The organism is Corynebacterium sp. PCR 32 (genome assembly GCF_037464985.1).
In the GTDB taxonomy this organism is placed as follows: Bacteria; Actinomycetota; Actinomycetes; order Mycobacteriales; family Mycobacteriaceae; genus Corynebacterium; species Corynebacterium kroppenstedtii_D.
This window is the reverse complement of record NZ_JBAHVL010000001.1, coordinates 691,414-712,828: the sequence shown is the minus strand read 5'-3', so window position 1 is coordinate 712,828 and position 21,415 is coordinate 691,414. Positions and strand designations below refer to the sequence as shown.

Annotated in this window: 21 protein-coding genes and 5 tRNA genes; 8 read left to right on the top strand and 18 right to left on the bottom strand. The window is 53.1% G+C overall.

Translation table 11 applies throughout. The annotated features are described in order from the left end of the window. Positions 1-31: 31 nt before the first annotated feature. The 10 genes from V5S80_RS03030 to V5S80_RS02985 form a co-directional block, all read right to left on the bottom strand. Positions 32-532 carry an NUDIX hydrolase gene (locus V5S80_RS03030; RefSeq protein ID WP_395169241.1) on the bottom strand — a complete coding sequence of 167 codons (501 nt, stop codon included), beginning with the start codon at positions 530-532 and terminating at the stop codon, positions 32-34. Further along, positions 529-1,671, bottom strand: coding sequence for a glycosyltransferase family 4 protein (locus V5S80_RS03025; RefSeq protein WP_395169240.1), 1,143 nt, complete (start codon positions 1,669-1,671; stop codon positions 529-531). Before V5S80_RS03025 ends, V5S80_RS03030 begins: the two co-directional genes overlap by 4 nt. Positions 1,672-1,686: 15 nt before the next feature. Next, a complete protein-coding gene (locus V5S80_RS03020) occupies positions 1,687-2,583 on the bottom strand; it encodes a phosphatidylinositol mannoside acyltransferase (RefSeq protein ID WP_395169239.1) in 897 nt (298 codons plus the stop codon). Between the two features lie 9 nt (positions 2,584-2,592). Beyond that, a complete protein-coding gene (gene pgsA / locus V5S80_RS03015) occupies positions 2,593-3,246 on the bottom strand; it encodes a phosphatidylinositol phosphate synthase (protein ID WP_395169238.1) in 654 nt (217 codons plus the stop codon). A gap of 12 nt (positions 3,247-3,258) precedes the next feature. After that, entirely contained in the window at positions 3,259-3,888 is a 630-nt protein-coding gene (locus V5S80_RS03010) for an HIT family protein (protein WP_395169237.1), read from the bottom strand. Next, on the bottom strand, positions 3,875-5,947 hold the full coding sequence (gene thrS / locus V5S80_RS03005; protein ID WP_395169236.1) for a threonine--tRNA ligase: 2,073 nt from the start codon (positions 5,945-5,947) through the stop codon (positions 3,875-3,877). Before thrS ends, V5S80_RS03010 begins: the two co-directional genes overlap by 14 nt. Positions 5,948-6,110: 163 nt before the next feature. Further along, complete coding sequence (locus tag V5S80_RS03000; RefSeq protein WP_395169441.1) at positions 6,111-7,361, bottom strand: Dyp-type peroxidase; 1,251 nt, start codon at positions 7,359-7,361, stop codon at positions 6,111-6,113. Positions 7,362-7,567: 206 nt separating this feature from the next. Beyond that, complete coding sequence (locus tag V5S80_RS02995; protein ID WP_395169235.1) at positions 7,568-8,152, bottom strand: copper chaperone PCu(A)C; 585 nt, start codon at positions 8,150-8,152, stop codon at positions 7,568-7,570. 152 nt (positions 8,153-8,304) lie between these two features. After that, complete coding sequence (locus tag V5S80_RS02990; protein ID WP_395169234.1) at positions 8,305-8,877, bottom strand: copper resistance protein CopC; 573 nt, start codon at positions 8,875-8,877, stop codon at positions 8,305-8,307. 444 nt (positions 8,878-9,321) lie between these two features. Continuing rightward, positions 9,322-9,393 (bottom strand) — tRNA-Val (locus V5S80_RS02985). Positions 9,394-9,695: 302 nt separating this feature from the next. Here V5S80_RS02985 and V5S80_RS02980 point away from each other — a divergent pair. From V5S80_RS02980 to msrB, 5 genes are all read left to right on the top strand, one after another. Next, positions 9,696-9,771: transfer RNA gene (locus V5S80_RS02980), tRNA-Gly, on the top strand. Positions 9,772-9,851: 80 nt separating this feature from the next. After that, a tRNA-Val gene (locus V5S80_RS02975) sits at positions 9,852-9,923 on the top strand. A gap of 54 nt (positions 9,924-9,977) precedes the next feature. After that, positions 9,978-10,053 (top strand) — tRNA-Gly (locus V5S80_RS02970). A gap of 91 nt (positions 10,054-10,144) precedes the next feature. Continuing rightward, a tRNA-Cys gene (locus V5S80_RS02965) sits at positions 10,145-10,218 on the top strand. A gap of 105 nt (positions 10,219-10,323) precedes the next feature. After that, on the top strand, positions 10,324-10,782 hold the full coding sequence (gene msrB, locus V5S80_RS02960; protein ID WP_395169233.1) for a peptide-methionine (R)-S-oxide reductase MsrB: 459 nt from the start codon (positions 10,324-10,326) through the stop codon (positions 10,780-10,782). 26 nt (positions 10,783-10,808) lie between these two features. Here msrB and hemQ read toward each other — a convergent pair whose 3' ends face one another. The 3 genes from hemQ to hemE are packed head-to-tail and all read right to left on the bottom strand — an operon-like array spanning position 10,809 to position 14,306. Continuing rightward, complete coding sequence (gene hemQ / locus V5S80_RS02955) at positions 10,809-11,588, bottom strand: hydrogen peroxide-dependent heme synthase (RefSeq protein WP_395169232.1); 780 nt, start codon at positions 11,586-11,588, stop codon at positions 10,809-10,811. Positions 11,589-11,637: 49 nt separating this feature from the next. Next, positions 11,638-13,194: an FAD-dependent oxidoreductase gene (locus V5S80_RS02950; protein WP_395169231.1), complete on the bottom strand. Its 1,557-nt coding sequence runs from the start codon at positions 13,192-13,194 to the stop codon at positions 11,638-11,640. Beyond that, positions 13,191-14,306: a uroporphyrinogen decarboxylase gene (hemE, locus tag V5S80_RS02945; RefSeq protein ID WP_395169440.1), complete on the bottom strand. Its 1,116-nt coding sequence runs from the start codon at positions 14,304-14,306 to the stop codon at positions 13,191-13,193. The genes V5S80_RS02950 and hemE overlap by 4 nt, the downstream gene beginning before the upstream one ends. A 381-nt stretch (positions 14,307-14,687) precedes the next feature. On the opposite strand from hemE, the gene V5S80_RS02940 reads away from it, so the two are divergent. After that, positions 14,688-15,350, top strand: a complete 663-nt coding sequence (locus V5S80_RS02940) for a DUF3000 domain-containing protein (RefSeq protein ID WP_395169230.1) — start codon at positions 14,688-14,690, stop codon at positions 15,348-15,350. Between the two features lie 30 nt (positions 15,351-15,380). After that, positions 15,381-16,835 carry an HRDC domain-containing protein gene (locus V5S80_RS02935; protein ID WP_395169229.1) on the top strand — a complete coding sequence of 485 codons (1,455 nt, stop codon included), beginning with the start codon at positions 15,381-15,383 and terminating at the stop codon, positions 16,833-16,835. On the opposite strand, the gene V5S80_RS02930 is transcribed toward V5S80_RS02935, so the two are convergent. The 4 genes from V5S80_RS02930 to dut form a co-directional block, all read right to left on the bottom strand. Then, on the bottom strand, positions 16,830-18,176 hold the full coding sequence (locus V5S80_RS02930; protein ID WP_395169228.1) for a class I SAM-dependent RNA methyltransferase: 1,347 nt from the start codon (positions 18,174-18,176) through the stop codon (positions 16,830-16,832). The two genes, V5S80_RS02935 and V5S80_RS02930, sit on opposite strands and share 6 nt — an antisense overlap. Before the next feature lie 13 nt (positions 18,177-18,189). Beyond that, positions 18,190-18,900: a DUF3159 domain-containing protein gene (locus tag V5S80_RS02925; RefSeq protein ID WP_395169439.1), complete on the bottom strand. Its 711-nt coding sequence runs from the start codon at positions 18,898-18,900 to the stop codon at positions 18,190-18,192. After that, positions 18,887-19,780, bottom strand: coding sequence for a DUF3710 domain-containing protein (locus V5S80_RS02920; RefSeq protein WP_395169227.1), 894 nt, complete (start codon positions 19,778-19,780; stop codon positions 18,887-18,889). The genes V5S80_RS02925 and V5S80_RS02920 overlap by 14 nt, the downstream gene beginning before the upstream one ends. Before the next feature lie 86 nt (positions 19,781-19,866). Next, positions 19,867-20,319: a dUTP diphosphatase gene (dut, locus tag V5S80_RS02915; protein ID WP_395169226.1), complete on the bottom strand. Its 453-nt coding sequence runs from the start codon at positions 20,317-20,319 to the stop codon at positions 19,867-19,869. A gap of 70 nt (positions 20,320-20,389) precedes the next feature. Here dut and V5S80_RS02910 point away from each other — a divergent pair, with 70 nt between their 5' ends. Continuing rightward, positions 20,390-20,899: a DUF3093 domain-containing protein gene (locus V5S80_RS02910; protein WP_395169225.1), complete on the top strand. Its 510-nt coding sequence runs from the start codon at positions 20,390-20,392 to the stop codon at positions 20,897-20,899. A gap of 64 nt (positions 20,900-20,963) precedes the next feature. On the opposite strand, the gene V5S80_RS02905 is transcribed toward V5S80_RS02910, so the two are convergent. Continuing rightward, entirely contained in the window at positions 20,964-21,260 is a 297-nt protein-coding gene (locus V5S80_RS02905) for a DUF4193 domain-containing protein (protein WP_395169224.1), read from the bottom strand. Positions 21,261-21,415: the final 155 nt, after the last annotated feature.

Below are 21,415 nucleotides of genomic sequence, written 5' to 3'. Positions count from 1 at the left end.
TGTACGCCATAGGCGACTCTTTCCACCACAGCTACAACGTCGGAATGCCAGATTCGATCCCGGCACCTTCAAAGTACTCGGGTGGTGCCGCATGCCCGCCGAGGTGAAATACTCTCACCAAAGGACGCAAACGGAGTGTCCGCGTGTCAGACACGGCATCGTTATAAAACCTCATTGCTAGTTCCACTCGAGTTTGAGCATCCGCAAGTGCTCTAGCCCCATTAGCGGTACCTGATCCATCGTTAACCTTGCGAATCTGTGCGGCAAACGCGTTCTCAGCAAGTGCACGATCCGTTGTATTCGAGCTGTCGAAAAGGATACGTTCCGTCGCTTCCGCCTCGTTGACCAACTCTGGCCACAACACCGAAACTATTGCGGCTCGCCGGCCGAGCGCGGCATCGAGACTTAAGGCCGCCTCATCAGTACGAATATTCAACCGGTGCAAGCGGGTCGCAATGAACGATGCCCACATCACAGTCACAGTCATGACCAAAACAACGACCAGAAGGACGACCACCCATATCGGTGTCATAACTCGTTTCTCCCCCGAGAAAGCCCTAAGACAGTTTCATATACTCGTTCCACTTCCGTGGCGACATAATCCCAATCGAACTGCCGTGATCGCTCACGACCACGGCGGGCGAATTTAAGCCGCTTGTCACTGTCAGCAAATAACTCTCTGACAGCAACCACAAGAGCATCAGTGTCCCCCGGCGGAAATAAATAGCCAGCGTCGCCATCTGCACACACTGCGCGGAACGCGGGAATATCACTGGCCACCACCGCTGCGCCTGCAGCCATGGCCTCCACGAGAACGATACCAAAGCTCTCACCACCGAGATGTGGAGCGACATAGATATCTGAGGCCTTAAAGGCTCTCGCTTTGGCCCCATGAGAGAGTCTCCCGAGAATGGTGATCGAATCTTTCACATGCGCCACCCGTCGAGAAAGAGCAGTAGTATCACCTGTACCCACCACAACTAGTTCAATATTCGGGACAACTTGAGAGATGCGGGGCATAGCTTCAATCAACACATCAAGCCCCTTACGCGGCTCATCGAAACGACCCAAAAAGATTATGCGGGGTCGGTTCGGATCAAGGCGCGAAACCGGATCATCAGAACTCGACCACGGCTCCGCGGATGAGAAAAATCGGGTGTCGACCCCATTAGGAATAAGAACTGGATCTCCGCCCAGTTGTTCGACCTGCCAACGACGTGCCATCTCTGACACCGCAATTCCAGCGCGAACCCGCTCCAGCATTGGCGTCAATACCGGGATGAATGTTGCTAGCGCACGAGACTTCTCAGCAGAAGCATGGTATGTGGCAACGACAGGAACTTTGGCACGCTGTAGTGCCATCATCGACACACTGGGGGCGTTAGGCTCGTGGATATGAACAAGATCAAATTCGTGGCCGCCCAGCCACCTACGCACAGCCTGAAAAGCAGAGGGTGTGAAACCTAATCGTGCAACGGAACCATTGTATGGAACCGGGATGGAGAGACCAGCACGGACCACAAAATCAGGAACCTGTGTATGCGGCGACGCGGGAGCGAGCAGGCTTACATGATGCCCACGACGAATTAACTGAGCTGATAATTCAACAGCATGCGCTTGTACACCACCAGGATCATCCATCGAGTATGGGCACACCATCCCAATTCGCACTCGCCCTCCAGCCTCTTAGTCGTCATACCAGATGCGTTGGAGCATATGCCAATCGACGGGGTGCTCCGAAATGTTCCTCTCAAAAATCATAGCGAGGTCCTGGACCACGTCGGCCACCGGTCGCGTAGTATCCAGCGGCTCGCTGATGCTGTGTCCCCAGCCGTTCGGGGTAAACCAGCAATGCACGCCGTGCAACGCGGCACCGGTTTCTTGGGCTAAACGTGCAGCTCCCACCGGCATTGTCGTCGGGGACCCAAAAAAATTCACCTTGACTCCATGATGGGAAAGATCACGGTCGCCAAGTAGTGCCACGATTCCACCCGACTCAACGGTAGTTCGAAGCTCATCCATGGGCTTATGCTCACCACCAGTGAGTGGAAACACGGTAAAACCGAGCTCTTGTCGATATTTCAGAAACGCATCAAAGAGTTTCTCTGGGCTCAGACGCTCTGCTACTGTTGAAAACGTCCCATAACGCTGAGCGAGCCAAAGCCCTGCCATATCCCAGTTTCCACTATGCGGTAGTGCAAGGATGACACCACAGCCACGTTCATAGGAATCATGTAAAAAATCGACTCCTTGAATTCCAGATTCAAGTTCCTGGATCAATGATGAGCGTAAAGATGCCCTCGTCATCGAGGGTAGACGGAACGCTTCCATCCAATAGCGAGCGTACGACCGCATGGCTTGTTGCACGACATCATCAAGGTCTTTTTCGTCTGTTATGCCAGTCACTCGTGCAAGATTATCCCGCAAACGTGCTGGCCGTTTCCCCCGATGAGAAAATAGATCAGCACCTAAGGTGAATAAGCCCCGCGCGATAGGAGCCGGGATCCTCGTGACACCTTTCCACGCTAACAGGTAGCACTGTGCAATAATTCTTTCGCGTGACCACATGAAAGGCTGAATCACATCGTATCCTTACATGACCGGGGATTCGTTCGCACCATGAGGTGCTGCCACTATCTCGTTTGCATTTGGTGACTTGCTGGCCATGAGCATGCGCTGAACCACCGTCACTGCGGACCCAACAGCGAGAACCCAAAGCGCAATACTCAACACATGCGGAACGCCCAAGCCCTCGAGGCCCAGTCCAGTCAAGCCGATAATGAGCCGTTCCGGACGTTCCACCAATCCCCCAACAATCTCAAGACCTCCCGCCTCGGCGCGCGCCTTAACGTAAGAGATGACTTGGCTGGTGACGAGTACAATTAACGCAGCTACCAGTTGATGCCTTTCTCCCTGTTGGGCTGAGACTATCCACCACACAATGGCGGCAAATACAGCCCCGTCAGTAATTCGGTCACAACTCGCATCAAGTGTCGCACCGAAAGTAGTTCCCCCACCACACAGACGCGCCATTGTGCCGTCGACCATATCGACAGCAGTAACAAGGCCAATAATGATAGCTGCAGCAAATAAGTGCCCTGTTGGAATGAAATACAAAGCCGCAGCACACGCACCCAGGGTGCCCAGGGTGGTCACAGTGTTCGGTGATATTCCCGCCTTGACGAGCATTCGAGCTACCGGCTCGATGACGACGGCGGCCGGTTTTCGGCCATGAACACCAAGCATATTTCTCCCTAATTATGACTCTGCAGCCGGCTGCCCAGTAGATGATTGGTCAGCAGAACCTGCTGCGCCCATGTCGGTACGCTCATCATGGTGTTCATGAGGAACCTCTAACGACAACCACGCCTCCGCCAACAGTTCTCGTGTGTCACGGAGAAGTTGCGGTAGAACCTTAGTACCACCAATAACAGTCATAAAATTAGCATCTCCCGTCCACCGGGGCACTATATGAACATGGAGATGGTCAGCAATTGATCCGCCAGAAGCTTTTCCGACATTCATTCCCACATTGACAGCATGAGGATGAGAGACGGCTTTCAAAGAGCGAATAGCCTTTTTCACAAAAACCATCAGTTCCGCTGACTCAGCATCTGTCAAGTCTTCCACATTTGCGACACGGCGATACGGGACGACCAGCATGTGCCCTGAATTGTAGGGAAAAAGATTGAGAAGACAATAGACGGTGTCGCCGCGAGCGACAATGAGCCCTTCTTCGTCGGACCCCTGAGGAATCTTTTCGAAAGGATCACTACTGTCCCGATGTTCATCGGCGATATAGGACATCCGATAAGGTGCCCACAGTCGAGTTAATCGATCGGGTTTACCAGCACCAGCGTCAACAAAAGTATCGTTATCCGTGGACACGGGCTTCGATCAACTCCTTCGTCGGCTGGCTATTGTTCTGCTCGGTAACCCATCTAGCAATAACATCGACCGCCTGATCAACAGGAACACCGTTGACCTGGGAGCCATCGAGGAAGCGGAAGCTCACAGCGCCCGCGTCCATATCGCGTCCACCGACTAGGAGCATAAACGGTACTTTGCGCGTAGTGTGGTTACGGATCTTCTTCTGCATACGGTCATCCGAGGTATCGACCTCAGCACGGACACCACGAGCACAAAGTTTATTGATGACCCCACTTAAGTACGGGGAAAACTCATCCGCAACTGGAATTCCCACCACTTGATGAGGAGCCAACCACACTGGAAAAGCACCGGCGTAATGCTCAAGGAGCACACCAAAGAATCGTTCAATGGATCCAAACAACGCACGATGAATCATGATAGGACGCTTCTTGGACCCGTCTGAGGCAGTGTATTCCAATTCGAATCGCTCAGGTAAGTTGAAGTCCAACTGAACAGTGGACATCTGCCAGCTACGTCCGATTGCGTCACGAGCTTGGACCGAGATCTTCGGCCCGTAGAAGGCTGCACCAGCCGGATCCGGAACAAGGTCAAGACCAGACTTATCTGCTACCCGTTGAAGAATTTCCGTCGACCTCTCCCAGACGGCATCGGAACCGACGAATTTGTTCGGGTCCTTCGTGGAAAGTTCAAGATAGAAGTCGTCCAACCCATAATCCCTCAGCAGCGAAATGATGAAGTCAAGGACTGTGGTGAGCTCAGCTTCAAGTTGATCTTCCGTGCAGTAGATGTGAGCATCATCCTGTGTAAACCCGCGGGCACGAGTCAAACCGTGGATAACCCCCGACTTTTCATAGCGGTATACCGTCCCAAATTCGAACAATCGAAGAGGTAATTCACGATATGAACGCCCCCGTGACGCGTAAATCAGGTTATGCATGGGGCAATTCATTGGCTTGGCATAGTAATTCTGAGGCGGTTTCGTCACGTTACCGTCGGCGTCACGTTCCTCATCCAGCTGCATCGGAGGGAACATACCGTCTTTATAGAAATCAAGGTGACCAGACTTGTGGAACAAATCACCCTTGGTCAAGTGTGGAGTGTAGACAAATGAGTAGCCTGCCTCGATGTGCCGACGACGTGAATGCTGCTCCATTTCATTTCGAATAATGCCGCCGTCAGGGTGAAACACCGGAAAACCTGACCCAATCTCATCCGGGAAACTAAAGAGGTTCAGCTCAGAACCTAGGCGACGATGATCACGACGTTCTGCGGCCTCGAGTCGCTCCTGATAATCCTGCAGTGCCTCTTTTGATTCGAAGGCCGTGCCATAGATCCTCTGCATACCGTCGTTACTCTGATCACCGCGCCAGTAGGCCGCAGAGCTGCGCTGGAGAGCAAACGCCGCGATGTATTTCGTCGTGGGTACGTGAGGACCACGGCATAGATCAAACCACTCCACCTCACCAGTGCGAGGATTCACGTTATTGTAAGCTGTCAGCTCGCCCGCAGTATCAACATCGGCGTCGGCGTCAAGAACAGTGCCTGCTGACTTATCATCGATAAGTTCCAATTTGTAGGGTTCATCGTGCAAAGCTTCACGGGCATCATCGAGAGATTGCCATACCACACGTTCGAACCGTTGGCCTGATTTAACAATCTTCTTCATACGCTTTTCAATGCGTTTCAAATCCTCAGGTGTAAACGCATGGTCAGTACCAAAGTCGTAATAAAAACCATCCGCAATCGCCGGACCGATACCGAGCTTAGTACCTGGGAACTCCATTTGGACCGCCTGGGCCAACACATGCGTACAGCTGTGGCGAATAACTGTACGCCCTTCATCACTACCGGCGACAACAGTCGAAACCTGCACGTCCTCAGCCGGAACGAATGAAAGATCGCGAATGATGCCGTCACTGCCCTTGACGCAGACCACGGCTTCAGGCCCTTTAGTAGGAAGGCCAAGTGATTTCATCGCAACACCGGCAGGCGTGCCCGCAGGCACATGAAAGGATACTGACGAGGCGCTTTGTTCGGGCGCCGATAGTGCAGACATTGATTGCACTCCTTAGTGCTGACGTGGCTATCACATACCTGGTGACAGCCGGGGACGGATCCAAACTCTACCGCATAGTGGATCAGCACTGGTACCGCTGCTAGGCATCCGTCAACACGCCGAGCAATGTACTGAACGTCGTCGAGCTACTGCGATAAGGACCTCATGTGAAAAGATCATCAGCCCAATAGTTCTCTTCGCCTGCGGTACCGTGTGGAACAGCGTAAACAGCCGAGCCGATATGAGTAACCCACTCATTGAGACGATCCGACTGATCTAACCTTTTTTGAATAGCGGTGAATTGGGTATCAGGATTGTGCTGGAAACAGCAGAAAATAAGCCCGGCGTCAGAAATGGGAGAATGGGGGCCGGGCACTGGAAGGCTGTAGTTAAAAGCGCGGCGCAAAATTCGCTCGTGAGCATTGTTCCCGTGATAATGCGCCCGTGCGATGTGGGAATCTGGATCGATGACGGGCAACCCGGCGCTATCTGTCTTTTCGAAGTCAGGGGCGTCACGCTCTGTTTGTCCAGTCAATGGAGCTCCGGAATCGAGTTTCCGACCAAATACAACTTCCCTAGATTCCCGATCTAGGATGTCCCATCTATCAAGGTCAAAAGATATTCGACGTAGTACCATCGCGGTGCCACCTGTGAGCCACGCTGGACCATCGTTGATCCACACAATGTCGGAGAGATCGTTATCTGTTCGTGGGTTGACGGTCCCATCGAGAACACCAAACAGGTTGCGAGGTGTGGACCCTGTGGCTTGTACCCCCGCTGCATACAGAAAGCCTTGTTGCTCCCACATAGGCTGTGTGTATCGCTGGCCTGCACGAAGGATAAACCGTCGAGCATGAGCTAACGTCGTAGGATCATCTGAACATATCTGGAGCGCTAGATCTGTTTGTCCCCAGGCGTCATCCAGGCGATCACGGTCAAAATGCGGAATATCATGGAGCCACGGTGGAATCTCCATATACATATGTAATTTTTCAAGTAATGGTCGTCCAATCCCGATAGTCACCGTTAAATTCGCAGGCCGAGAGACCATCTCAGGTTCAAGCTCGGCCAGCGGCGGCTGCCCTTGGGTCAGGTTCCGCGCGGTCGACGTCCACACTTCCATGAGCCGCTGGACCTTGTGTTTGTCGATGTCCTCGACGCAATTAATGCCGACCACGTTGATATACGTCTGAGTCGGGGTATCGATACCTGCTTGGTGTATCCCGTCAAATGGAACTGTTTGGTCAGCGCGGCCACGGGCTCGGACGTCCGTGCCTACCGATCTTGTGGCATGGTGCTCGGGCCTAGCGAATTTCTCTAGTGCCCTCCCACTATTGCCGCATGCAGCTATCCCGTGAGCCCCTAGGGTAAATCCGACTCCTAGTCCGCCACTAAGGAAAAAACGACGGCCCACCTTGTGCTGGAATAAGTCGTGGTGAGCCGCACCGATGGGCCTGGTGGCCTCGTCATTTTGCTCTGGAACTGGCCGTGTGTCGTTGGCATGATAGTTTGGTTGTCCCGGCCCATGGGGATGAAGGGGGTTGAGATGTGGACCGTCTAAAGGGTGTTGAGACAACGACGTCATCTTCTTCTACAAATAGTTGAGAGGGCCCTAAATACTTAATGATTACTATGTTCGTTTGAATGACTGTCACTGGGCCTTAGTGAATCTGACATAGTAGCCGGCGTGGGTGAGGCGTTATTACCATCATAGTCCTCTTCACCCGATGGTTGTTCCCTGACGGGCACGGTTACTTTACTCACAGAGCCATCTTTGAATTTCAACTCAAGGATAACGTGGTCTCCAGCCGCCAGTTCATCATGGTTACCCATGATCATGATGTGTTCGCCGCCCGGTTTTAATTCGAAACTGCCATTCGCGGGAAGCGTAAAGCCTCCTTTCTTCTCGCTCATCTTCCCGTCTACGACAGCGTGAAGTTGAAAGTGGCCTCTGAGATCGACTGATGATACTGATTCGAGGTTCTTTTCCTTGTCGGTGTGATTCGTTAACGTGCCGAATACCGCAGTCATGTCTTTGTTAGGAGTTTTTGACTTCACGTAGCCATGGTCAACAGTGACATCGGTATCGGTTAAGTGCTCCGAGGGGCTCTGTGCTTGCGACGTGTCTGTGACTGATGATGTATCGGCAGCTTTATTCGAGTCTTCGTTGAAAGAACAGGAGGCAAGTCCGAATGATAACACCATTATCGAAACCCCAGTCAGATATTGTCTCATCAGTGCCGTCGTCATGTGGTGCACTCTCCTCACAAAATATCTCTGGGCCCACTAGCGTTTCCGCATAGTGGAGGTGCATTTCGCAGGAACTGTTTGAGGTTGTACTAGGTAGTAATTTACCACTACTGACGGTCCTGGCAGCCTGACTGGCTCAGTCGCCGCAGTGTGAAAACGAGCACTCCAATAATCACGCTGACAAGCGCAACCGCCCCCCACAGGACAGCTGACCCGATCCCTGAGGATGGTGTGGAGTGCTGGATATGACGCGCCTGGTCGCTACTCGGTGGGTGTCCAGGCATCCCCGTTTCGCTTGCTTTCTGGGAGACGGGTTGCTTAGCCTGAGATTGCCCTTGTTGAGAGCCAGCTCTATATGTAAAAGATGTTGATCCTCGAGTGGAGTGTCCATCTGAACTCGTGATCTGGAACCCGACGACATAGTTACCATCGGTAGCGTCAATATCCCTCGGGATTGTAAATGAGATCACGTGTCCTGAAATGGTAGGTGATCCTTTGGCGATGATTTTCCCTGACAACGTATTTGACACTGCGAGCGTGGTGAAATTGTCTTGTGGTTTGCCCGACATCGTCAGACGTATTTCATCCGGGAATGTCGACACAGTTGATCCATCTTCCGGGACCGACGAGACGACACTGTCATGTGCCTGAGCCTGTGGAGGAACACCTGTTATGCCCATGGCAAAGAGACCAATGGTGACGAGAAAGCTTCTCGATCGTCGTCTTCTGAGCATTAGTGTATTGGTCATCCCAACACTCCCACAAGCGCATACATCGAATGATTCTGGTCTATCGTGTCATAGGAATCATCAATGTTCTGCACACCACGCCGGATACCCCCACCGAATTGCTCGACAACGAAGCCAACGGCGCTGACGTGTGCTTACCGTTTTGATTGAGATTGCCGTCCCTGCACTGTCGGCGACGTAATGTGGGGACACTACCAGTGGTGGAAACTCATCAAAGCATCCGTGGGGACTATCGCGATGATGCGCGATTTCTCATCCATACCTGCGCTTTGCAGAAATAGACACATCGACAGTTAAATGGAACATCGCGAGATAAGCGCACAGTGAACCATCTACATGCAAAATCCCGGGCCATCAATACAACCCGGGACATCGTGGTCTCAGCTGGGATCGAACCAGCGACCTTTCCGGTGTGAACGGAACGCTCTTCCACTGAGCCATGAGACCGACAAAGCAGAAATCTAGCACGATAGCGTGCGGTAACCAAAAGCGCTGAAGATAGAGCGTGTAATCGCCGTCGAGACAGGGACTCTCCCTTATGGAAACGAAGCATGTGTCGCGCGTGACCCCAATCGGCGGCCCATTATCCTTAAATTCGCTCACCAGTTAAGGTCCCGTTCAGTAATACCCAAGTTTAGTTGAAGCGAACCACCTGGCCGCCCTTTCCTGCGGATTTGTACATCATGTATTGATCCGGCTAATCTTTCTCACGTGCTTGGGGCCAAATGTTTGGTTCAACGACACACGATGCGGATGTAGCGCAGTTGGTAGCGCATAACCTTGCCAAGGTTAGGGTCGCGGGTTCGAGTCCCGTCATCCGCTCCACTGGAATTATATTTCAGTTCCGGTCGGTGTATTATTCAACACTGAGTTTCGTGGAAATTCATGTTGATTTCACCGAATATGCGCGTTTAGCTCAGCGGGAGAGCGCTTCCCTGACACGGAAGAGGTCACTGGTTCGATCCCAGTATCGCGCACAGCCCATCGCAACAGAGGTGTACATATTTCACGGCTGCTGTGTGGTAGGTTTCGCGGATGTAGCGCAGTTGGTAGCGCATAACCTTGCCAAGGTTAGGGTCGCGGGTTCGAGTCCCGTCATCCGCTCCATGCATGAGATCTTGAAAGGGCAGTTAACTGCCCTTTTGTGTTATTGTGCATCATGATAATCGAGACATCTCACCACGTCTCATTGTCATATGGTGGAATGGCCGAGTGGTGAGGCAACGGTCTGCAAAACCGTGTACACGGGTTCGATTCCCGTTTCCACCTCCAATTTTTCACGGTCTTCGATACCTCCACGCAGAACAATTCCCGTGTGATTAATGGTCTTGAGGAGAGGTCGTAAAATACTTGTTTCTACCTACTTGGGAAGGAACTATGATGACACTGACCGATAAGAACTCCGCCAGCCAGTTTCCCGAATCCGTTGAGAATTTACGGAACCTCACCGACGACGAGTGGCGCGCCCGGCTCACAGCCGCCGAATACAGCGTGCTCCGGCAGGCAGGCACCGAGGCCCCTTTCACTGGGAAATACACCGATACTGAAACTGACGGCGTGTATCGGTGTCGTGGATGTGGTGCGGAACTTTTTCGCTCACGTGAAAAGTTCAATAGCCACTGCGGATGGCCATCATTTTTCTCTCCCCTCGCAGGGAACAGAATTATCGAGGTACCCGACAAGAGCCATGGAATGGACAGAATCGAAGTTCGATGTGCCCAATGCGACAGTCACCTCGGGCATGTATTCGAAGGTGAGGGCTATGACACCCCTACGGACCTGCGTTATTGCATCAATAGCGTCAGCCTTACCCTCGAACCTACCACCCACGAGTAACCACCAAGCGGGCAAAAGAACGCAAGCTACGGTATTACATTAGTGATTTCTGCGATATCATCGACGCGCCGTCCAGTAAAGAACGGGGTCTCTTCACGAACGTGCAACCGCGCCTCGGTATAGCGCATGTGATGCATAAGATCGACGATACGGTCAAGATCGGGACCTTCGAAAGCTAAGATCCACTCATAATCGCCTAAAGAGAATGCGGGAACAGTGTTTGCGCGAACATCCGGATAGTCGCGCCCCATCTTCCCGTGTTCCGCGAGAATTCGTCGACGATCTGCGGGATCCATAACATACCATTCATAAGAACGAACGAATGGATACACAGAAATCCACCGCTGTGGCTCTTCTCCTGCGATGAATGATGGAACATGGGACTTATTGAATTCCGACGGCCGGTGAAGTGCCGCTTGCGACCATACGCCTGTGCACGCACCCCCGAGCATCGTCGTGCGTAAGAAACGATTATAGGCGTCTTGAAGGTCTTCCATTTTCTCCGCGTGCCACCAGATCATGATGTCAGCTTCCGCGCGAATACCGGACACATTGTAGATTCCACGGATGGTCAAGTCACTGTTGTCAAAAGACGCCATAAAATCTCGCATCTGCTGGGCAACAGAATCGCGGTCAGCTCCCAAGGCCCCGGGAGTAACTTTGAAGACAGACCACATTGCATACCGAATAGTCGCGTTAAGTTCCTTATAGTTGAGTCGCTGTGTACGCTCCGGTGCGCCATGCCGAGTTGGTTGACTTGTGATTGTGTTGTTGTCCCCAGCACTATTACTCTGCTCGTTTGACATCGTGATCTCTGCTTTCTTTTGTCGTTAATTGGTGTTCCGAGGATGGGTGTTATCCGATTTGAGCCATTACTTTTCTGGCGGCCTCACGAGCTTGAACAATACAGTCGGGCACTCCTACTCCACGCCACGTCGCTCCCGCCATCTCAAGCCCCGCAATATGTTCGATCTCACGTGTGGCCACCGAGATGAGAGCATCGTGCCCGACTCCGAACCGTGGCAATCCTCCCCACCACCGTTGAAGAATCGCTTCTTCAACGTGAAAGCGGCTCCCAGTAATCGCTTCAAGATCCTCAAGAGCGTACGTCACCAGAATGTTTTTATCTTCATGGACTAAGGAATCATCGCTCCAGTGACCAAACGATGCTCGGATAAACGTTCCCACCTGGTCTGCCACATGAGGCCATTTTCGCGATGAAAATGTAAAGGCCTTCGCGTGCAGACCCGCGTCCGGGGAAATAAGAATCCCTGTTCGTTCTGGAAGGCCGTGATCGGTCGACAACCTCAGCCCGAGAACAACACTTGAAGCAAGGCCAACCGACCCAATAATATCAGAAGCTACCGGTGCAACCTCCGCGAGCTGGCGTCCGGCAGCGTCGGCTGGTGTCGAAATGATCACTGCATCGAATTCTTCACATCGCCCTGGAGAATCGCCCTCGAGGTTGTTCCCCCCCATACTTCCTTCAAGGTAAACGCCAGAATTTTCGTGGCTAATTGGCGCGTGTCCACAATCGCGTGGCGGCGCAGATCCAACGACAAGGCTGAAACGATGAGTGCCGTTGGACCGCGATACAGATAAAATAGGAGAGTTCAGCTGAATATTCGCCGATGTCTTATCTACAAGAGCATTGATCACATCTCGGTATCCTCCGACAAATGATGCAAATACCGGTGGTTTTTTCACGAGTATGTCGGACGAATCCGCGTCTGCAGGTCCGCCAGCAACGCGCGCCTCGCGGCTGCCCCCGCGATAGCGTAATACACGAGCGGCTGCCCCTGTGAGCGTCACGGGTTCCCCGTCGGAAACGAGATCATCCATTGCAGCAGCCAAATCAGGAATCGTTGCTCTGAGTCCAAGGTCATCAGCGCGCGTCGAATACACACCACCGAGAAGCGGTGACACCACATGGTCGACGACTTGTTGTCCCATCCGTGCTCCGACCAGACTTCCAATTAAGGCGTCTTCCCCCTCATTCCACGGGATGGGATATGCCTTCCCCTCCGCGTCGATGCGGTCACATGTTTCTGCATCAACAAGACCGTTTACAGAAGAACTATGTGAAGGAATCCCCATCACCGTTTGTGATGGAACGGAGTGAAGAATTCCATCACCGGTCCACAAACCCGAAGTCAAGTTAGAGGGATACCGAATTCGATCGTGTAAGCCCAAGGATGTGAAAAACTCAGTCGCATCGGTGCGGTACGCGAGGTACGCTTCCGCTCCCACATCAATACTGCCAGCGTCAATATCAACCGTTTTCAGCTTCCCGCCAAGCCGATGCGATGCTTCAAAAATAACGACATCGGCGTTGGGATCCTGCTGACCAACCTCATAAGCAGCAACAAGCCCCGAGAGACCGCCGCCGACAATCGCTATTCGATTACTCACCAGGAATGCACCTTTTCGACAATGTGAGAAATAATTTCCGGATCAGTATCAGGAAGAACACCGTGGCCTAGGTTCACGATATGCCCCGAGATTTTTCCCCCAGAGATAAGCTGATCTGTTGTTGTTAAAAGTCGATCAATTTCCCTATCGACAGCTTTGTCCCCGGCAAAAAGCAAAGCTGGGTCGAGATTGCCCTGAAGCGCAAGGGGTTTACACTGCCGAGCAGTATCCTTTGCGATAACCGCTGTTGTCACTCGTTCTGCAGCGATCGTCATATCAACTCTCCAGTCAACACCGACGACATCTGGGCCTGTCCCCGCCATGGAACCAAGGAGTTCGCCCGACGTCACGCCAAAGTGGATGCGAGGAATGGGATGACGACCACCATGAGATGAGCGTTCGCGAACGAAGGTAAAGATTTCACTAGAATATGGTGCCACGAATTCCTCGTAGTCGCGCGCCCGAAGGTAGCCCGCCCATGAATCGAACAGCTGCATAGCGTCAATACCAGCGTCAATCTGAACTCCTAGGAAGACTTTGACGTATTCCGTGAGTATTCGCATGAGTGCATGCCACGACTCAGGGTCGGCATATATCATCGCTTTTGTTTTTTGGTGGGTTTTCGAGGGTCCTCCCTCGATTAAATACGATGCCATCGTAAAAGGGGCCCCAGCAAATCCGATCAAGGCCTGGTCATCGCGCAGCTCGTCAATAATATTCCGTATCGCCTCACCAATCGACGACAGAGCACTGGGCTCGAGCTCGGGGAGGGAATCGATCTCGCGACGAGAACGAATAGGCATATCCACCACAGGGCCGCGACCAGCCGCAATATCGATATCGATTCCAGCGGCTTTCAGAGGAATGATAATGTCCGAAAAGAAAATGGCGGCATCGACGTTGTGCCTCCGGACCGGCTGCAAAGTAATCTCTGCAGCGATATCGGGGGTAAAACATGCATCCAACATCCCAATCTTTTCACGGACCCTGCGGTATTCCGGAAGCGACCGCCCTGCTTGCCTCATAAACCAGACCGGGCGGTGCGCGGGCTGAACACCAAAAGCAGCATCGAGTAGCGGTGACTGCGTCAGCTGTCGACGGGGCGAAGTCATAGCCGAACAATCGCGAGCATCCGTCGTCTTGTTATGCATATTGTCCATAGTGCCAGCTTCCAGGCTGGCACGAACACTCACAAGATGCTCTCCTATCATGCCTACCCCATCGTCGCAAACATTCGCCTGGTACCTCTATTTTCGCAATCCCCCCGTCGTCAAATATTTTTAGCGACACAATAGCTTGTCCACGATGCTCGACCACAATTCTGTAGACCACCCAGGCAAGGTGTGTCTCTGATCTGATCCGCTTTATACCTGTGGGTGAAATCGCTCAGGTCATCGACCAGAAGTCACTCGGCATCAGCTGAGGCCGATCACGCCTATGATACCGGCGCGCCTTCTCCAATAAAGCTGCACAGAACGGTACCGTGCCCAACTGTGAGCATTCATCAGCCATCACACGACGGTAGTTATGCTTCTCACCATTCAGAAGCTGCTGCCCGACACGAAGCGTCGGCAGTCGACGGTACAGGTGCGTCCACTGATGAGCCCCAGAGCTTCCGACAAGCAGTAGCATCGATGTATGACGCGACCTTGCGCGACGACATTTCCATGGGACCGATTCGACCTCCCCAGCGTTTGGCCCCATTCAGTTATGCGGTGGGATTGGAAGTAGATCGTGAGCATGCATGCATGATCCCGCGAGATACGGACGGGGATGCTTTTGGTCGTCTGATTGTTCTCCACGACCCCCGGGGTGATGAAGGCTGGTCACATGCGCTCCGTCTCGTCGCATATATTCAAGCCGATATGGATCCGGAGGTAGCATCGGATCCTCTCCTCCCTGACGTCGCTTGGCAATGGCTTTCTGAGGGGCTCGCGGGTAAAGGAGCTCGATATTCACAACTTGGTGGTACCGTAACGTCAACATCGTCGGCTCGATACGGCGACATAGGTGGCCCTGGAAAGGCTTACCAAGTTGAGGTGCGCGCCTCCTGGACCGCTCAAGACTCTGCTCTGACGTCTCATGTGGAGGCATTTGCCCATGTACTGGCCTCTGTAGCCGGGCTTCCGCCGGAGGGCGTCACTCAACTGGGCTGATAGGCCCCACAAGGACAACTCGGTTATATTGTGATCCGAACTGAGTGGCGGGACCGAACCTCGGTGCCAATACGCCGCATTAACGACGGTGGTGATGCATTGATGCAGTATGACGACAGGCCCCACGATAGTAGTGATCTGATCAGCGACGAGTTGGGCTGCTGCGACTGGTACTTGAGATCGACAGCGAGACCTCTCCCCTCTTTTCCATTGCTGCCGGAGTCGACGTCGACACCGGTATCGGCACCGTCATGTGGGGTTCCACCATTACTTACCACCCGCGAACATCTGCATGAAGCTGCCAGTGTTCTAAAGAAAGGACAGGGACCGGTTGCTATCGATACCGAACGCGCGTCGGCGTATCGATACGATGACCGAGCCTTCCTCCTCCAGGTGAAACGAGCAGGTAGTGGGCTATTCCTTATTGATGCCGAAGCCTGTCGACCGCATATGAAACTCTTAGCGCCGGTATTAAACCCGCTCACATGGATTATACATTCCGCGCGAACCGATCTGCCTGCACTTTTTGATATTGGCCTCATTCCTCGGTGTTTATTTGACACTGAAATGGGGGGAAGGATTGCAGGGCTAGAGCGAGTGAACCTCGCCGACATGGTGAATGGATTTGTTGGGTATCGGTTGGCGAAAGGATATGGAAAGGAAGACTGGTCTCGTCGTCCACTTCCCCCTGACTGGTTAAATTACGCAGCCCTGGACGTAGAGTATCTCCTGGATCTGTTCACCGCACTATCCGGCCTTCTCGCCGAGTTGGAGCGTTTTTCCTGGTGGAAAGAAGAGTGTGCATTCATTCGCTCGTCCACATTAGCTGGCTCCCCATCAATCTCGCCGTCATCACGGATCAAAGGCCTCCACCTCTTATCCACTGCGGCACAACGAACCCTCGCGGCCGCCCTGTGGAATGAACGAGACCGCCGCGCACGGAGTACAGACCGCTCCCCCCATCGCATCTTGTCAAATACCACCCTTATTGCCATCGCCCGAAAAGATCCCGCCACTATTCAAGAATTGACCCAGACCGCGCATTTTCAATCGCTCCGCCAAGCACGCCCATGGTGGGAGACCATTCACCGTGCTCGACAATCCACAACCCCTCCATCTATCCAGCTCACGGAGTTGCCACAACACTTAGGACAAAACAAAAGCCGCGCTAGCGGTGCACACAGAACCATAGCGACCTACGATGGAGGACGTCGTTTTCCCCAGACCTCGCGCGGGGACTATGCTCAACGTCTGTACTCACTGTGCTCACAGGCTATCAAGACGACTACTAAGCACACAGGAATCACTCATGACGTCGTCATTTCACCACACGTAGTTCGGCTCATGGCGTGGCATTTTTCATGCGCATCGCGCTGTGATGCTGCAGACATCGATGAATTCTTTGCTCAATCTGGTGTCCGCCGGTGGCAGCGGCGGATCGCGACTCCCGTGTGTGCAGATGCGCTGTCCACGTGGGGATTATGATGTTTTTGACAATGCCGCAATGATTTCCATGTGGTGGGTCCCCGGAAACGCATCGATGACCCTTATTGAGGAGATCTCATAGCCATGAGACAGCCACTCAGCATAGTCACGGGCCCCCGTCGCTGGATCGCAAGCAATATGCACAACCGATCGAGGATTAGCAGCAGCAATTTGTTGGATGACTTTTTTACCTGCACCTTTTCGTGGAGGATCGAGGACAACAAGGTCAACCCCACCCTGATTATTTCGTCGTAACACGGACCAGGATCGATCAACCCGCGAGGTAACAAATCTGATAGACGGGAGTCTAAACGGCCTCTCACTCAAGGTCTGTAGGCTACGGCGCCCCCATGTGCGTGCACTTTTATCAACTTCAACGGAATCCACGGGGCCCCGTGTTTTCCCAGCCAAAATGTCGGCAAAGAGTCCCACCCCGCCATAGAGATCCCAGGCAACGCCGCCGTGAACCTCCGGCAAGAGCTCGTGAACAAGTTCTCGATATCGGCCTGCCGCGGCACGGTGAGGCTGCCAAAAGCCTGTCGCAGGCAGAAGGAAGGTCCGGTCATCAGCGGATACGGTCATAGTTTTTCCGCCAGTCAGCTTCGAGCGAGCTACACCAGGCACCCGCTCCACACAGTGGTCCCCGCCTTCGATGATATACGCATGCCCTCGACGCCCTCGAGGAGAATGTGAGAATTGTCTAACACCGCGGCCGTCGTGAGGGTGTGATGTTAGCGTGCCACCTACTTCCACGATATGTCGAACTCCGTCGGAATCCATGGCAAGGATCACCTCTGCACCAGGGGTGAAACACATCGTCTCTATTCCATCCATAAGCCCTGGTACCGCTTGGCTACATGTCGTACCTGTGACAATGTGGTGGCTCCGGCGTGCGCGAAGTCCTGCCCTGCCCGATTCATCAACGGCAAGCCGCATCCGGGTGCGCCACCCTCGAAACGGCGATAGTGCCTCATACGTTGGGGTGACATCTATATGGCCGATTCGCCGCATTTGATCAACGACGATACCCGCTTTCGCTGCGGCAGCCTTCTCTGGAGCAACATTTAAAAAGTCGCAACATCCAGCACCTTCCTCCGCAGCCAAGCATGAAACAGCCTGGTCTGCCCGAAGAGTCGATTCCTGTCCGACCGCCGTAGCGACCCCACGCCACAACGATGTCGAACTTCGTTCCGAGTCAAGCTCAACAACGACGTGACGATCTCCTACCACTGCCCCGTCAACAAAGACGACCTGACTGTTGACACGGCCAATCCCTTCGCCACCGTGAGCAAAGTCAGTGATATCAACTGTGACCTGCGAAGGAATATCAGATTGTGTCACCCAATTACCTCAATCAATCGTGTGCTTCAACCGCAGTATGTTCTTCGACGGTACTGCCAACCGCCGGTCTTCTATCCTCAAGGTTGTCCTGCGCTGCATCCGCACGACGAACCGCCCAGACCGTAACCACCATGACGAGGATAGTCAGGGGCCACCCCATCACAATTCGTGCAATGGCCAGAGCATTCGTGGTTGAAGACTCATACAAATGGTTTTGAACGAGAAACCGCAGGTCAAAAACGAAAGACCAGGCAAGTGTCGCCACAAGAAAATAACGACGTTCTGTCCTATTTTCTCGCCATCGCACACCCCGGCCGTTTACCCCACGCCACAATATTCCGACAGCCGGCCACCCGACGATACACGAGATCAGAAAGAGTGTACCAACGACTGCGGAATACCAGATTCCGTAGAGGAAATAGCCTTTGGCCGAGCCCACGTACCAGGCAATAGCTGCTGCAATGAGAACCCCGATGACACCAGAGACTGCCGGCTGAATATTCTCGCGCCGCACAAGCCGCCAGCAAAAGACGAGAAGGGATACTCCGAATGCAGACACTAACGCCGGTGTCAAACCCCACCATGAATTCACTGGTACGAGTACAAGAACCGGCACGGTCGAGGACACAATTCCGGATACGCCCCCAAGTTGGTCGAGAAAGGTGGGTTCATCATCTGATGACGGCGTCGCGTGTGCTTCCAAGTGGTGGTCAGTGTTTGCCATCATCTTCTTCACTGTCGAGCTCATCCATTGCAGATTCCATCCGAGCTGATGCTTCACCAGCCACACGACGGTGTCCTGCATTGTCGTGCGAATGGTCGGCCACGGCAGGTGGATGCTCATGGTGTTGTTCGTCGGGCACTGGGTCTACTTCGGCTGCACGTTGGGCTATAGCTTTATGGAGTTCCTGGACCATATCCTCGGGTAACGCAACTGGAAGGGTCTCGCCTGCCGGAATAGGCCCATCTCCTCTCTTCACGACAGTTCGAGACACGATTCCTCGTGTCATCGCTACCAACTCGTCGTGTGACTCCGCAGGCCCTACTGCAGTCAGGCGCAGCATCCACCCTGGACCATCGACACCAATCATGTGCATAATCCCGTGAGGTCCTGTACCTATAATTTCAATCCCCCAGGGTCCAGACTCGCGCGATGCGTGAAGACCATCTGACGCGATTTGGTGTTCGATATCACTTAATTGTTCGTCCCACAATCCACCAGAACGGGGGGCAGCAAAAGCCACAGGGGTAACGCGACCGTACGGGCTTGCGAGATGAACAGCACGCGGCCCCTCCGGACTAACCTCAACTTGAATCTCCGCTTCATGAGGAATGGGGACAAGTAGCGAGCCCAGATCGATATCGCCCTTGGCAAAGTCGCTGAAATCAAATCTGTTAAGATCCTTGCGCCGTGAGTCGAAAGGGCCGGAATCCCCTTCCATAGCATCACATGCTGAGCCTAACCTAGGCTCTGATGCGGCAAACTCTTGTGGTGACGTAAATTCGTCGACATAGTACTCATCACGATCACCACCAGGACCTGGCTGGTCATCTATGTCATCTTTATCGAAATAATGCTGATTCTTCTTTTCAAATGGCCACATAGGAACAACTCCTTACCGAGACGATATATACCCATTTCCTGCGCTACGTGCGTAATGCCGAGTTTGCCTCGATCCTAGAGCACTGACTACGAGTCAGATACGCCTACTCCAGTTGAACCGTAACCACCTGAACCCCGCTCGGTCTCATCGAGATCATCGACCTCAATAACGTCATCGAGGAGCACTTCTTGGACGACCAGCTGTGCAATCCTATCCCCTCGCGAGATGATGATCGGTTCGTGTGGATCAAGGTTGATGAGACATACCTTAATCTCCCCGCGATAGTCGGCATCGATAGTTCCAGGTGTATTAACTATAGAAAGGCCTCTCTTCAGAGCTAATCCGGAACGTGGATGGATAAGGCCAACGGTTCCCACCGATAGTCTCAGGGCGATGCCTGTCCCTACTAACTGTCGTTCACCGGGCTGAAGGACAATGTCCTCTGCGGACATTAAGTCGATCCCAGCGTCACTGGAATGGGCACGTCGAGGGAGTTCTAGGCCCTTGTCTAAACGTTTAATACATATCTTCGATGTCATGGTCACACTTGTAGCCTAGTGGAGTGGTAAGTCCGAAAGGGAAACCATCGGCACGCTAAGATAGAGGACCGTGAACGAACAGCGTGAAACTCCCGCACAGGAAACTACCCACAGTGGCGATGTTCTGTACCGAGAGCGTCAGTGGATCCCTTTTTACTGGTGGGTTGCTGTTCTAGGTGGTGTTGTGCTGTTATCCTACGAGTTAGGGCTCAATCGAGCGTGGTATTGGACAGCAAGCGGGGCCATCATTTTTGGTGCTGTGGCACTATGGTCCCTTCTCTCCTTATCGGGCACTGTAATCCGGGTGGAAAAAGCCGTCGATGGGGAGCGATGGTTGTATGCAGGCCCAGCGAAACTTCCTGCATCAGCTGTTGATCGAACGCTTGCCGTTCCTGCTACTGCGAAGAGTGCCGCAATGGGACGACAGTTGGATCCCGAAGCGTACATCATATCTCACTCATGGGTGCCAGGAATGGTCATGCTAGTTCTCGACGATCCGCAGGACCCAACTCCATATTGGCTCATTAGCAGCAAAGATCCTGATGCACTCTTAAAAGCGCTTGGTCGCCCGATCTACTAGACAGAGTCGATACTCAACTCACCCCACGGGGCCGTCGAGTCGACCTCCGTAGAGTGAGTGATAGCTACGCGCAGTCCCGGCACACCATGGAGCCGTCATTGTCGGTATATGCCAACCGATTTCGATGTTGAACGAGATAACACACGTCACACGTGAACTCATCCGACTTCTTCGGGACAACATCCACGGAGAGTTCTTCATTGGAGTAATCCAAATCAGGAAGATCAATGGGTTCGACAATGTCTCCATCGTCAGTGTCGTCCACTGGTCCTTTCTCACCCTCTGATGCCTGAAGTCCTTCAAGCGAGTCTGTATCAAAATCTTGCTTGTCGCCGCGCGGGGCGTCATAGTCTTTGGCCATATCAAGCGACCTCCGAAATCATGAAATAGCCGGTCGGACGGGGACTTTAGACCAATTTTTTACCGTTGTCACGTCTTCCATCCGGGCGTGGCATTTTTCCGGCGACTGATTGCTAAAGTCCCAGTTCACAGATATGTTGCGCAGACCGATATAAA